The sequence below is a fragment of the Tessaracoccus sp. OH4464_COT-324 genome, assembly GCF_003932855.1.
Classification (GTDB): Bacteria; Actinomycetota; Actinomycetes; order Propionibacteriales; family Propionibacteriaceae; genus Arachnia.
In genome coordinates, this window is sequence record NZ_RQYZ01000014.1 from 24,533 (window position 1) to 38,001 (window position 13,469).

The window sequence follows — 13,469 nt, forward strand, 5'->3', positions numbered from 1 at the left end:
GCGTGCTGCTTGCCTTGATCGCCGCCCACGCAATCTTGGCTGCCTGCACCCCCGTCGTCGCCAAAGCCCTGCGCACCCGGGCCTTCTTCGTCCTGGCGCTGCCCCCCGCCACCACCGCCGCTTTCCTGTTGAGCCGGACGTCGGAGATCTTGGCGGGCCGCGTGTTGCGGGAGGAAACGGAGTGGATTCCCAGCCTGAATGTGTCCATCACTCTGCAGCTGGGGCTGGTGCAGTGGGTGCTGGGCCTGATCGTCTCGATCATCGGGGTCCTGGTACTGCTGTACTGCCGCTGGTACTTCGACGACCGAATGCCCACCCTCTCCGGCGGCGTCCTCGCCGCCTTCGCGGGCGCGATGATCGGCCTGGTCACCGCCGACGATCTGGTGGTGCTGTTCGTCTTCTGGGAGCTGACGACGATCTTCTCCTACCTGCTGATCGCACACGACCCCACCCGACGCGCCAACCGCGGCGCCGCCAGCACCGCCCTGATCGTCACGACGGCCGGCGGGCTGACGATGCTGCTGGGCATCGTCGCCCTGGGCTACCAGGCGGGCACCTACTCGCTGAGCGAGATCGTTGCGCACCCGCCATCGTCGACGCTGGCCGGGCTAGGCGCGCTGATGATGCTCGTGGGCGCGTTGAGTAAGTCCGCGCTGATCCCGTTCCAGTTCTGGCTGCCGGGCGCGATGGCCGCCCCGACGCCCATCTCCGCCTACCTGCACGCGGCCGCGATGGTGAAGGCGGGCGTGTACCTCGTCGCCGTGCTGGCGCCCGCCTTCGCATTCGTGCCGTACTGGCTGCCCGCGGTGCTGATCCTGGGTTCGGCGACGATGATCGTCGGCGGCTGGCGGGCACTGCGCCAAACCGATCTGAAGTTGCTGCTCGCCTACGGCACTGTCTCGCAGCTGGGTTTCATGGTGCTGCTGGTGGGCATGGGCACGAAGGCCGGCGCGCTGGCTGGGCTGGGCATGGTGATCTCGCACGCACTGTTCAAATCGACACTGTTCATGGTGGTGGGCATCATCGACCATTCGGCGGGCACCCGGGATCTGACCAAGCTCACCGGGATCGGCCGTCGCCACCCGGTGCTGGCGGTGGTGGGTGGCCTGGCAGCGCTGTCGATGGCCGGCATTCCGCCGCTCATCGGCTTCGTGACGAAAGAGGCCGCGTTCGAGTCGATTGTCTACCTGATCAGCGGGGACCAGTATCGCGTCACCCCCCTCGCCGGCGCACTGCTCGCGGCGGCCCTGGTGTTTGGCTCCGCGATCACCGTCGCTTATTCACTGCGCTGGTGGTGGGGCGCGTTCGCGTCGAAGCGGGGCGTTCCGGAGCCCAGCTGGCACCCTCCCGCCGCCGGGATGTCGGCCATCCCAGTGGCGCTGGGGCTGGCGTCGCTGGCGGGTGGTTTCGTCGGGAAGCAGCTGTCTGCGGTGCTGCTGCCGTATTCGGAGACGATGAGCTTCGGGCAGCCCTCGCACGGCTTCGGCTTGTGGCATGGGTTCACGGCTCCGTTGGCGATGTCGGCCGTCGCACTCGGCTGCGGCGTGGCACTGTTCGTGTTCCGCGACGATATTGCTCGCGTGCAGGCGACGTTCCCGGTCACCACGTCGATGGAGGAGCAATTCCATCGCTCGATCCGGGGCCTGGATCGGCTGGCTGTGGAGACGACGGCGCGGGTGCAGCGCGGCTCCCTGCCGATCTACCTGGGCACGATCCTCGTCACCTTCTGCGTGTTGGCCCTATATGCGCTGCTGGACATCAGGTTCTGGCCACGCGTGAGCGCGTTCGACTCGGTGGCGCAGCTGGTGGTGTGCGTGCTGATCGCTGCCGCCGGCCTGCTGGCCGCCAAGTCCCGCGGCCGGGTGCGGGGGGTGCTGCTCACGGGTGCAACGGGCTACGGCCTGGTGGTGTTGTTCGCGATGTGGGGGGCGCCGGATCTAGCGCTCACCCAACTGCTGGTGGAGACGGTGTCGCTGGTGGTCTTCGTGCTCGTGGTGCGCAAGCTGCCCCGGTACTTCACCAACCGGCCGCTGCACTCGTCGCGCTGGTGGCGGGTGCTGTTGGCCACCGCGGTGGGCGCCACCGCCACCCTGATTGCGCTGGTGGCGGCGGGTTCACGTTTCCATGAGCCGATCTCCAAGGCCTGGCATGAGGCGACCTACAGTTTCGGCTTCGGCCACAACATCGTGAACGTGGCTTTGGTGGACACTCGCGCGTGGGACACGTTCGGGGAGATCACGGTTCTGGTGATCGCGGCGACGGGGGTGGCCAGCCTCATCTTCCTGCAGACCCGCGCGGGCCGGGTTACGCGCACCGAGGAAGCGCTGGCTGCCCACAACCGCGTCCGAGAGGCCGATACCTCGCCTGCCGTGTGGCTGCGCGCGGGGCAGACGATGAGCCCCTACGCACGCTCGTTGATGTTTGAGGTAGTCACCCGGGTGCTGTTCTGGATGCTGATCATTTTCAGCCTCTACCTGTTGTTCGCGGGCCACAACTCGCCCGGCGGCGGCTTCGCCGGTGGGCTGGTGGCGGGCATGGCGCTGATGATCCGTTACCTGGCAGCCGGCCGACACGAACTCGACGAGGCAGCACCATTCGACGCCGGTCGGCTGCTGGGCTCCGGCCTGCTGCTGGCGATCCTGACGGGCATCGCCCCCGTGTTCTTCGGCGGCGCGATCTTCCAAAGCTACGACTACTACCTCGACCTGCCGGGCCCGGACACCCTGACCGTGTTCGGTACCGAGTACTTCTTCCTCGGGAAGCTGCACCTGGTGACGTCGACGGTGTTCGACATCGGCGTCTACCTGGTCGTAGTGGGCACGATCCTGGATCTGGCACGCAGCCTGGGTTCCGGCATCGACGTGCACCAGCTGCAAGACGTTGCGCCGACGCCGCTCGCAGACTCGACGAAGGCGCTGCCCGGAGGTGAACGACGATGACAGCCAACCTCACGCTGGCCATCACCGCCGGAATATTGATCGCCGCCGGCGTCTATCTGCTGTTGGAGCGGTCGCTGACCCGGATCCTGCTGGGCATCATCATCACGTCGAACGGCGTGAACATGGTATTCCTGGTGGCCTCCGGCTCGCCGGCGAAACCACCCCTGTCGGATCTATTCGGTGCCGACGAGGTGGCCGACCCGCTGCCGCAGGCGATGGTGCTGACCGCAATCGTCATCACGATGGCGGTCACGGCCTTCCTACTCGCGCTCGCCTATCGCAGCTTCCAGCTCAGTGGGCACGACGAGGTGGCCGACGACGTCGAGGACGCCCGGATTCGCGAGCTGGCGGCAGCCGACGAGCAGTCGGGCTCCTACGAGGAGTCCCGGTTCACCGACACCGGAGAGGATGTGGTGAGCGAATGATCAACCTGATTCCCGCCCCGGTGATGCTGACTTTCTTCGGCGCCGCGATCACCCTGCTCTTCCCACGGCGCCCGAAAGTCCAGCGGGTGGTCTCGATTCTGAGCCTCAGCGCGGTCCTGGTGATCGCAGGCCTGTTCATGTGGCACACCGACCGGTCGGGCGCGATGGCGCTGTGGATCGGCGACTGGCCGGTGCCGTTGGGCATCTCGCTGGTGGCGGATCGGCTGAGCGCGCTGATGCTGCTCGTGGCGAGTGTGGTCGCGTTGGCGGTGTTGATCTATTCGACGGGCCAGGACACGGGCGAGATCAAGCGGGAGACGCCGGTGTCGATCTTCCACCCCACCTTCCTGCTGCTGATGGCGGGCATCTCGAATGCGTTCCTGGCCGGTGACCTGTTCAACATGTTCGTTGGGTTCGAGATATTCCTGTTCGCGTCCTACGTGCTGCTGACGCTGGGCGGCACCCGGGAACGTATCCGGGCGGGCACGACGTACGTCGTCGTCTCGCTGCTCAGCTCGACGCTTTTCCTGCTGTCGATCGCCGCAGTCTACGCCGCCACCGGCACGATCAACCTAGCCCATCTGTCGATCCGACTGGCGGAGCTTTCCGAGCCAGTGCAGCTGCTGCTGCAGGCGATGCTGCTGGTGACCTTCGGCATCAAGGCCGCCGTATTCCCACTGTTTAGCTGGCTGCCGGACTCCTATCCCACGGCCCCTGCCCCAGTGACGGCAGTGTTCGCCGGGCTGCTCACGAAGGTGGGTATCTACGCCATCATCCGTACCCAGACGCTTCTTTTCCCAAAATCTCCACTGTCGGATCTGCTGATGGTGGCGGCGCTGTGCACGATGGTGCTGGGCATCCTGGGCGCTCTGGCCCAGGTGGAGATCAAGCGCATGCTGTCGTTCACGCTGGTTTCGCACCTGGGATACATGGTCTTTGGGATCTCGCTGGCCAGCCACGCCGGCCTGTCCGCCACCATCTATTACACCGCGCATCACATCACGATCCAGGCCGCGCTGTTCCTGGTCACCGGGCTGATCGAGCGCCACGGTGGCACGTCGAAGCTGGACGGTTTGGGCGGGCTGCTGAAGGTAGCGCCCCTCCTGGCTGTGTTGTTCTTCGTGCCCGCGATGAACTTGGGCGGTATCCCGCCGCTTTCCGGGTTCCTCGGCAAGATCGGCCTACTCGACGCGGGCGCGCAGCACGGCGGCTGGCTGGTTTGGGTGGTGATGGCGGGCGGCCTGGCCACATCGCTGCTGACGCTGATGGCGATGGCCAAGGTGTGGAACCGAGCCTTCTGGGGTGTTGCTCCGTCCACCATCCAGGCCCGGCTGGATGATGACTACGACGGTGATGCCGGAGACGACGACCAGCGAGTGATGCCGCCGCTGATGGCTTTCGCGACGAGCGCACTGATCGCGTTCAGTCTGGCGCTGACGGTGTTCGCTGGTCCGCTGTACAGCTACTCCGAGCGCGCGGCAGATTCGGTTCGCTCCGAGAACTATGTGCGTGCCGTTTTCCCCGGGGGGGTCAGATGATTTCACGACGGCAGCGGGTGGCCGCCCGATACACGGCCAGCAGGTTCCGCATCCGCCCGACGGTGCTGACGCTAAGCGCGGCGCTGTGGGCGTTGCTGTGGACCAGCCTGAGCCCGTTCATTCTGCTGTCCGGGGCGCTGCTGGGTTGGATGATCGGGGTGTTGTTCCCGCTTCCGCCGATGCACTGGGGAGGCCGGCCTCGCCCGGTCGGGATCGTTCTGCTGATGGTCGGACTGTTGACAGATCTGGTCGTCTCTTCAGCCCGAATGGTGCGCTACGCCTTTGCCCGGAAGGTTGATTTGCATCCTGGGATCGTGCGCGTGGAGCTGGATTCCGACGACGACCTGTACCAGGTGGGGGTGGCCGCCCTGGTGTCGCTAGTGCCGGGGACGGTGGTGGTCGAGATCGTCCGGCACCCTCGTCGGATCTATCTGCACGTGGTGGGGATGGACCGCCAGTCCCCGGAGGACGTACAGCGGATGGTTGATGCAGTGGAGCGTCGCCTGCTGCGGGCTTTCGGCTCGAAGCAGCAGGTTGCTTCCTTCGAGGATTCACTCGCCCGGCCTCGTCAGCATGTGGCCACCGACTGGGATGCGGAGGCAATGGAGGCGTTGGCGGGCGACCACGGGCGACACGCCGACTCTGTCGAGGGGGATCGACGATGACTCTGGCTGTTTCGATTGTTTTGGGCCTCGCGGCGGTGCTGCTGGCCGCGTCGGGACTGATCGCGCTGTGGCAGATGGCGATCGGTCCCAGCCAGTTGGATCGCAGTATTGGGGCCGACCTGCTGGTGGCTGTTCTGATCGGCGCGGTCGGTGTCTGGGCGGTGGCGAGGCAGCAAGACACGGAGGTGGTGGCGGTGCTGGCGCTGTCGATGTTGGGCTTCACGAGCGCGGTCGCGATCGGTCGGATGGTGGGCGAACGAGTCGTCTACCGCAAACCTGCGGAACCGAAGGAGAAGAGATGAGCTATCTCGATCTGGTGGCGGCTTTGCTGGTCGCCTCAGGGGCTTTGCTCTGTTTCGGCGCCGCGGTTTCGCTGCTTCGTTTCCCGGACGTGCTGGCGAAGCTGCATGCCATCACCAAGCCGCAGGTGCTGGGCATGATCTTGATCGCGCTCGGGATTGCTCTGGGCGTGCGCACCTGGTGGGCGGTGAGCGTCGCGGTGCTCGCCATCTTCTTTCAGTTGCTCACCGCGCCGGTCTCCGCCTCGATGGTGGCGCGCACCGCGTACCGCTCCGGCATTATTCGGGCACGATCACTTGGCATGGATGACCTCGCCAGTGACCTATGTGAGGCGCGCGGCGGCCGCACCAAGGATGCGTCTCCGGGTTCCCCCGCTGTTTGAGAGCGGTCCTCGGGCTCTCGCCAAGATCACATCCGGTAGGGTGTTGGCGTGACCAAGAGCGTTTACATTTCGGCTGCCGAACGGCAGGTCAGCAAGTCTGCAATCGCACTCGGGGTGCTCGAGCTCTTCGCTAGCAAAGTGAAGAATGTCGGCGTGTTCCGGCCGCTCGTCCACTCGCTGGAGCACGACGTTGTCGCGGAGGCCCTTCTCAGCCACGGAAACGGCAAGCAGTCCCTGGAGTCCGCGTTGGGCGTCACCTACGAGCAGTATGCACAAGACCCGGCGGCCGCCATCGATACCCTGGTGGCGAAGTACGCCGAGCTGTCTGCCAGGAACGATGCGATGGTCATCGTCGGCTCCGATTACACGGATGTTGAGTCGGCCCAGGAGTTGGGCCACAACGCCACTTTCGCGGCCAACCTGAACGCGCCGGTGATCCTGGTGACGAAGGCCGCGGGTCTCAGCCCCGACGAGGTGGCGCGCGCGACGGAGGCCGCCGTCGAGGCGTTCGAGAGCCGCCACAACACCGTGATCTCGATCATCGGCACGAACGCCGATCCCGCCGGTCGTGAGGAGGTGGCCGAGCGGCTGCGCGCCATCCGTGACGTGCCGGTGGCTGTGGTGCCCTACAGCGCCATGCTGAATGCGCCGACGGTGGCGCAGCAGTTCGCGGCGGCCGAAGCGAAGTTCTGGCGCGGAAACGAGTCCCTGCTGAGCGGGGAAGCCCTCGACACCATCGTCGGCGCAATGACGCTGCCGAACCTGTTGCCGCACCTGCAGCGCGAAGCCACCGTGATTCTGCCCGCCGACCGGCTGGAGCTGGTGCCGGGGCTCATCATGGCGCACCGCTCCCCCGAGTACGGGCCGCTGTCGTCGCTGATCCTGACCGGCGGTTTCGAGATCCCCCAGTCGATTCACAAGCTGTTCGCCAGCGCCAACATCGACCTGCCGATCGCCATCACAAGCAAGGACACCTTCTCCACCGCGGCGAAGTTGAAGGAGGTGCACAGCTTCTCCACGTCGTCGTCGCGCAAGATCGAGACGGCCCGCAACCTGTTCGCCTCCTACGTCGATCGGGAGCAGCTGCTGGCCGCGATCGACCTGCCGCGCACCGAGTTGCGCACCCCGACGATGTTCGAGCATCAGCTGACGCAGATGGCGCGCGCACATCGTCGACGGATCGTGTTGCCGGAGTCCACCGACGACCGGATCCTGGAGGCCGCGGCTATCGTGCTGGCGCGCGGCGTCGCGGAGATCATCCTGTTGGGCGATGCTGGCCAGATCACCCGGCGGGCGTCCGCGTTGGGCTTGAACCTGTCCGCCGCCGAGGTGGTGAACCCGCAGGATCCCGAACTGTTGGAGAAGTTCGCGACGGAATACGCCAGGCTGCGCGCCCACAAGGGTGTTTCCATCGAGACCGCGCGGGAGAAGCTCGCGGATCTCAGCTACTTCGGCACGATGATGGTGCACATGGGCATGGCCGACGGCATGGTTTCCGGTGCCGTGAACACCACTGCGAACACCATCCGGCCTTCGTTGGAGTTCATCAAGACCCGCCCGGGCGTGAGCGTCGTCTCCGGTGCTTTCTTGATGTGCATGTCGGATCGGGTCCTGGTTTACGCGGACTGCGCGGTGAACCCGGATCCGACGCCGGACCAACTCGCGGACATCGCGATCAGCTCGGCGCAGACGGCGGCCACCTTCGGCATTGAGCCGCGAGTTGCGATGCTGTCGTACTCGACGGGCACCTCCGGCTCCGGCACCGACGTGGACAAGGTGCGGGAGGCGACCGAGCTGGTGCGCGAGCGCGCCCCGCACGTCAAGGTGGATGGCCCGATGCAGTTCGACGCCGCCGTCGATCACGTGGTGGCGGCGAAGAAGATGCCCGGCAGCGAGGTGGCCGGCCGGGCGACGGTGTTCGTCTTCCCGGATCTGAACACCGGAAACAACACCTACAAGGCGGTTCAGCGGCATTCGGGCGCCGTCGCCGTCGGGCCTCTGCTTCAGGGTCTCAACAAGGCCGTGAACGACCTGTCCCGTGGGGCTCTCGTGGACGACATCGTGTCCACGATCTCGTTGACCGCCATCCAGTCCCAGAATCTCTGATCGAAAGGCAAGTTGAGCCAATGGCTTCCATCCTCCTGCTGAACTGCGGGTCGTCCTCCATCAAGTACCAGTTGATCGACCCAGCTGTGGGCACCCCTGAGGCGGTCGGCATCGTGCAGCGCATCGGCCAGGATGTCTCGACGATCGATCACAAGGTCGGCGGCGAGACGTTCCACGAGGAGCTGCCCTTGCCGGATCACACGGTAGGCGTGGCCGCCGTCGTTCGGCTCTTCGAGCAGCATGGGCCGAGCCTGGCGGACGTTTCCGCGGTCGGCCACCGCACCGTGCACGGCGGTGAGGAGTTCGTTGAGCCGGTGGTGATCACGGACGAGGTGATCGAGCGGATGCGGGGGCTGATTCCGCTGGCCCCGCTGCACAATCCTCCGGGGATCGCGGGCGTCGAGGGGGCCAAGAAGGTGCTGCCGGACGTGCCCCACGTCGGCATCTTCGACACGGCTTTCTTCGCCACGCTGCCCGCCGAGGCCTACACGTACGCGCTGGATCAGGAGGTGGCGCGCAAGTTCGGGATTCGCCGCTACGGCTTCCACGGGACCTCGCACCAGTACGTGGCGCGGAAGGCGGCCGAGTTCCTGGGCAAGCCGGTTGAGGAGCTCAAGATCATCACCGCACACATCGGCAACGGTGCGTCGATCTCGGCCATCGACGGCGGCCGCCCGATCGACACGTCGATGGGGCTGACCCCGCTTGAGGGCCTAGTGATGGGCACCCGCTCGGGCGATATCGATCCGGGCATCTTCACCTTCCTCTGCCATCAGGGCTACTCCCCGGATGAGGTGGACGCCATCCTCAACAAGGCTTCGGGGATGATGGGGCTGTGCGGCATGACCGACATGCGCGACGTGTCGGCGGCGGTCGAGGCGGGCGACGAGCGGGCGACGCTCGCGTTCCACATCTACTGCCGTCGCGTGGTGAAGTACATCGGGGCCTATCTGGCGCTGCTAGGCGGTGCGGATGCGCTGGTGTTCACGGCGGGCGTGGGTGAGAACTCGTCGGACTTCCGCGCCGAGGTGTTGCGCCGACTGACGGGCATCGGGTTCCGCATGGATGAGGCGGCCAACCAGCTGCGCTCGCCGGAGCCGAACGTGATCTCGACGGAGGACTCCACGGTGAAGGTTATTGTGCTGCCCACCAACGAGGAGTTGGCGATGGCTCAGCAGGTGGCCGATCTCGTCGGCTGATTTGATCCTTCGAAGGGGCGCGGCCGGTTCGCGCCCCTTGACCAGGAGCAGGTGGTATTGCTGAGGGACTGGCTCGGAGGTGTCGCTGGCTCGTCAGATCGGCGGCGGGAGAGCAGCGCACGTGGCCCGGCTCCCGTTGAGGTCGCTGGTCTTTGCTGGCACGTTTCTGGCGGTGCTGGCATCGATTCTCGTCGGGGGCTGGTTACGTACCTGACCGCTGAGCGCAACTCACTCTTCCCCCCACGCCCAGCACGCTGGAGGAGTGGCGGAGCTGGAATGCGTGGACCGGGGGGACGTCCGGCCGAGGTCTTGGCCGCACTGTATGCCGGTGCCGACGACACCGATTGGCGCCTCCCGGAAACCCTCCAGGGCATGTTCATCAGCGACCCGAGTTACTCGGCGTCCGCAGGCATGTCCGCCGGGGTCGGTCATGCCGGGTCGGGTCGCACGTGGGCTGTTCCGCGCTGCACGCGCACCGTCGCGTGAACGGTCTCGTTGTTCCGCAGCCGAACGTCGGCTGCGGTAGGTGCCCGAGACCGGGACCACAGACAATCATCCGAGTGAGTTCTTGGAGCGCGGGAGAGCGCCATTTATTGCGCGACACGGTAGCGTGTTCCGTATGGCAAAAGCGATGATCACCGGCGGCACTTCTGGCATCGGCTATGCGTTCGCGCGGGAGTTGGCGGCCCGAGGAACCGACCTCGTTCTTGTCGCCCGCGATGAGGAGCGGCTGGCCAAGATCGCGGCCGAGCTGTCGCGAACTTTTGGTGTCGACGTCGAGACCTACTCCGCCGATCTCGCAATCCGGGCCGACGTGGAGCGCGTCGCTGAGTTGATTGAGGATCCTGCGCGCCCGCTCGACATGTTCATCAATAACGCCGGCTTCGGCCTCCACTCGACGGTGCTCAACCCCGCGCACGTCGACGAGCACGCGCGCGCCCTCGACGTGATGTGCCTGGCCGTGCTGATCCTGGGCAGCGCCGCGGGCCGCGCGATGCGCGCCCGGGGCTCAGGCCGGATCATCAACGTCGCCTCCTCGGCCAGCGCCATCTTCACCGGCAACTACTCCGCCGTGAAGGCGTGGTGCTACAACTATTCCGAGTCCCTGGGCTGCGAGCTCCACGGCACGGGCGTCACCGTCACCGCGCTCTGCCCCGGCTGGGTGAAGACGGAGTTCCATTCCCGCGCCGGCATTAAGGCGCACAGCCTCCCGAACGTCGTCTGGATCGACATCAACACGCTGGTCCGTCAAGGCCTGCGCGACGCGGAGAAGGGCAAGCCGGTCAGCATCCCGAGCCTGCGCTGGAAGATCGCCATGCAGGTGGCGAAGCTCGGGCCGAAGTCTTTTCTCCGCTGGTTCTCGCGGCGCCTCGTCGCGTCCCGAAAGAAGTAGGGAAGATGGCCAAGGATCTGGATCTCCCGCGCAAGCGGTACTCGCTGAAGACCGGCGCAGCCTCTCGGCAGGCCGCCCAGATGCTGCTGCTAAAGCCTGCTTTGCAGCGCATCCTGCGCGTCCGGATCCACGGCCTGTCCAACCTCGACGGCCTGCAGATGCCGTTCATTGTTTTCGGCAACCACTCGTCGCACTTCGACGCACCGCTCATCCTGACGTCCCTGCCCTCCAAGCTGGGGAAGAACGTGGCGGTTGGGGCGGCCGGCGACTACTTCTACGACAAGTGGTGGAAGGCCGGCCCGATGTCGCTGTTCCTCAACGGCTACCCGGTTGACCGCGGCAAGGGCGGGAAGGGCAAGCGGGGCATGTCCGCGGCGCTGCTGTCCGACGGGGTGCCACTGCTCCTATTCCCCGAGGGAACCCGCTCCCGAACAGGCGCCATGGGCCCCTTCAAGCCGGGGGTGGCCGCGCTGTGCATCTCCAACGGTTGCCCTGCCGTCCCTGTGGCTCTGCTTGGGGCGCACGAGGCGTGGCCGACGTCGCAGAAGAACCTGCCCAAGGGGAGGCCTGAGGTGCACGTCGTCTTCGGGCGCCCTATGCAGCCGCGCTCGGGTGAGATAGCGCACACCTTCTCCGAAAGGATGCGTCGCCAACTCCTAGAATTGCATGACACAGCGGCGATGGCCTACGGCCGGAAGACCCTGGCCGAATACGCTCGCAACGCGATGCTGAGCTCGCATCAGCGTTCCGAGGCCGAAACCCTGGCTGACGAGGCCAAACACCGAGCGAAGCGCGAGGAGAAACAATGATCGAAGGCGTAAAGCAGCAGAAGTGGTGGGGATGGGGTGAGGAAGGCCTCGGCTATTCCGCCGAGGGACGCCCCAAGTTTGGGCCTTTCGTCAAACGCATGGTCGGCCTCGACATCGATGCGCCCATTCAGCCGGTGCGGGACTTCGCCACGCTCGACGTGCCCGCCAGCCAACTCAGCGCTCAGTTGCGCAATGAGCTGGTGGCGATCCTGGGGGAGCGCTACGTCGTGACCGACGACGAGACCCGCGTCGTGCACTGCTACGGCAAGGGGGTGCGCGATCTGATGCGCGTGCGCGCGGGGAAGCTGGGACGCGTACCCGACGTCGTGGTCTACCCGGGCGACGAGGAGGACGTGGTGCGCCTCATGGCTGCTGTCGTCGCCGCCAACGGGGTGCTGATCCCGTTCGGCGGGGGCTCCAACATCGTCGGATCGTTGGAAGCGGTGCCTGGGGAGACGCGGGTGGTGGTGAGCGTCAACATGGGCCGCCTCGATCAGGTGTTGGAGATCGACGAGGACGCCGGTCTCGCGCGAATCCAGGCCGGGGTCTACGGCCCGCATATGGAGGAGCAGTTGCAGGCGCGGGGCTGGACGATGGGCCACCACCCGGATTCGTTCGTGTGGTCGACGCTGGGCGGCTGGATCGCCACCCGATCGTCGGGCATGCAGTCCGACAAGTACGGGGACATCGCGGACATGACGCGCGGGCTGCGCATGGTGATGCCCGGCCAGGTTCTCGACCTGCGCCCGCTGCCGTCAACGTCGTCCGGCCCGAGCGTCAGGGAGATGGTGATCGGCTCGGAGGGGCGTCTGGGTATCATCACCGAAGCGTGGATGCAGGTGCACCGCATCCCGGAGGTGCGCGAAATCCAGGCGTATTTCTTCCCGGACTACTACGCGGGGTTGAAGGCCTGCCAGGAGATCGTGGAGTCCGACGCCGAGGTGATGATGGCGCGGGTGTCCGACGCGATCGAGACGCAGTACATCATGGCTAACGGCAAGGAGTCGACGTCGCTCACCTCGAAGTTGGGCAGCAACGCCATCAAGAAGATGATGGAGTTCAAGAAGTGGGATCTGGAGCAGATCGCGATGAGCTTCATCGGTTTCGAGGGCTCCGCCAACCATGTTCGCTACACCAAGGGTCTGGTGGGCAAGATTGTTCGCAAGCATGGCGGTTTCGGGGTGGGCTCGGGGCCTGGGGCCATGTACGACCAGAAGAAGTACGACACCCCCTACATCCGCGATTTCATGCTGGACCGTGGCCTGATCTGCGACGTCTCCGAGACGAGCACCCCGTGGTCGAAGGCGGTGGAGATCTACGACCGCACCCGCGAGGCCTTCTTCGAGGCGCTCAGCACGACCGGTAAGCAGGGTACCGTGTTCTGCCACTTGAGCCACTCCTACCACGCGGGCGCTTGTCAGTACTTCACCTTCGTCGTGAACGACAGCACGGAAACCGCGGAGGCCAGCTACGACGCCTGCAAGCGCGCCATCCAGCAGTCCTTCATGGACCACCATGGCACCGTCTCGCATCACCACGGGGTGGGCGAGGAGCACAGCCCGTGGCTGGAGCAGGACATCTCGCCCGCCGGGGTGTTCATCCAGCGCAAGCTGTTCGAGGGAGTCGACCCGGGCAACAATCTGAATCCGGGCAAGATCATCCACGACGGCGCCCCGGGCATCTCGTCTAACTCCGTCGGCTGAGGGGCCGCTG

The 13,469-nt window shown here is 65.9% G+C and carries 12 protein-coding genes; all 12 read left to right on the forward strand.

Annotation, left to right across the window (positions count from 1 at the left end; translation table 11 throughout):
• Positions 1 to 2 precede the first annotated feature (2 nt).
• The 12 genes from EII42_RS08505 (at position 3) to EII42_RS08560 (ending at position 13,459) form a co-directional block, all read left to right on the forward strand.
• Positions 3 to 2,939, forward strand: coding sequence for a Na+/H+ antiporter subunit A (locus EII42_RS08505; RefSeq protein ID WP_199729840.1), 2,937 nt, complete (start codon positions 3 to 5; stop codon positions 2,937 to 2,939).
• Entirely contained in the window at positions 2,936 to 3,364 is a 429-nt protein-coding gene (locus EII42_RS08510; protein WP_199729841.1) for a Na(+)/H(+) antiporter subunit C, read from the forward strand. The genes EII42_RS08505 and EII42_RS08510 overlap by 4 nt, the downstream gene beginning before the upstream one ends.
• Complete coding sequence (locus EII42_RS08515) at positions 3,361 to 4,902, forward strand: Na+/H+ antiporter subunit D (protein WP_125171735.1); 1,542 nt, start codon at positions 3,361 to 3,363, stop codon at positions 4,900 to 4,902. Before EII42_RS08510 ends, EII42_RS08515 begins: the two co-directional genes overlap by 4 nt.
• Positions 4,899 to 5,567 (forward strand): Na+/H+ antiporter subunit E, encoded by a 669-nt coding sequence (locus EII42_RS08520; RefSeq protein ID WP_125171694.1) that lies wholly within the window; start codon positions 4,899 to 4,901, stop codon positions 5,565 to 5,567. The genes EII42_RS08515 and EII42_RS08520 overlap by 4 nt, the downstream gene beginning before the upstream one ends.
• The gene (locus EII42_RS08525; RefSeq protein ID WP_125171695.1) at positions 5,564 to 5,869 is read left to right on the forward strand and encodes a monovalent cation/H+ antiporter complex subunit F; all 306 of its coding nucleotides are present in this window, start codon (positions 5,564 to 5,566) and stop codon (positions 5,867 to 5,869) included. Before EII42_RS08520 ends, EII42_RS08525 begins: the two co-directional genes overlap by 4 nt.
• Positions 5,866 to 6,249, forward strand: a complete 384-nt coding sequence (gene mnhG, locus EII42_RS08530) for a monovalent cation/H(+) antiporter subunit G (protein ID WP_125171696.1) — start codon at positions 5,866 to 5,868, stop codon at positions 6,247 to 6,249. The genes EII42_RS08525 and mnhG overlap by 4 nt, the downstream gene beginning before the upstream one ends.
• Before the next feature lie 48 nt (positions 6,250 to 6,297).
• Positions 6,298 to 8,355 carry a phosphate acetyltransferase gene (pta, locus tag EII42_RS08535; RefSeq protein ID WP_125171697.1) on the forward strand — a complete coding sequence of 686 codons (2,058 nt, stop codon included), beginning with the start codon at positions 6,298 to 6,300 and terminating at the stop codon, positions 8,353 to 8,355.
• A gap of 20 nt (positions 8,356 to 8,375) precedes the next feature.
• Positions 8,376 to 9,554 (forward strand): acetate/propionate family kinase, encoded by a 1,179-nt coding sequence (locus tag EII42_RS08540; RefSeq protein ID WP_125171698.1) that lies wholly within the window; start codon positions 8,376 to 8,378, stop codon positions 9,552 to 9,554.
• A 276-nt stretch (positions 9,555 to 9,830) separates the two neighbouring features.
• Positions 9,831 to 10,040, forward strand: a complete 210-nt coding sequence (locus EII42_RS08545; RefSeq protein ID WP_125171699.1) for a hypothetical protein — start codon at positions 9,831 to 9,833, stop codon at positions 10,038 to 10,040.
• A 133-nt stretch (positions 10,041 to 10,173) separates the two neighbouring features.
• A complete protein-coding gene (locus EII42_RS08550; RefSeq protein ID WP_125171700.1) occupies positions 10,174 to 10,947 on the forward strand; it encodes an SDR family oxidoreductase in 774 nt (257 codons plus the stop codon).
• A 5-nt stretch (positions 10,948 to 10,952) separates the two neighbouring features.
• Positions 10,953 to 11,756 (forward strand): 1-acyl-sn-glycerol-3-phosphate acyltransferase, encoded by an 804-nt coding sequence (locus tag EII42_RS08555; protein WP_125171701.1) that lies wholly within the window; start codon positions 10,953 to 10,955, stop codon positions 11,754 to 11,756.
• Entirely contained in the window at positions 11,753 to 13,459 is a 1,707-nt protein-coding gene (locus EII42_RS08560; RefSeq protein ID WP_125171702.1) for an FAD-binding oxidoreductase, read from the forward strand. The genes EII42_RS08555 and EII42_RS08560 overlap by 4 nt, the downstream gene beginning before the upstream one ends.
• The last annotated feature ends 10 nt before the right edge of the window (positions 13,460 to 13,469 follow it).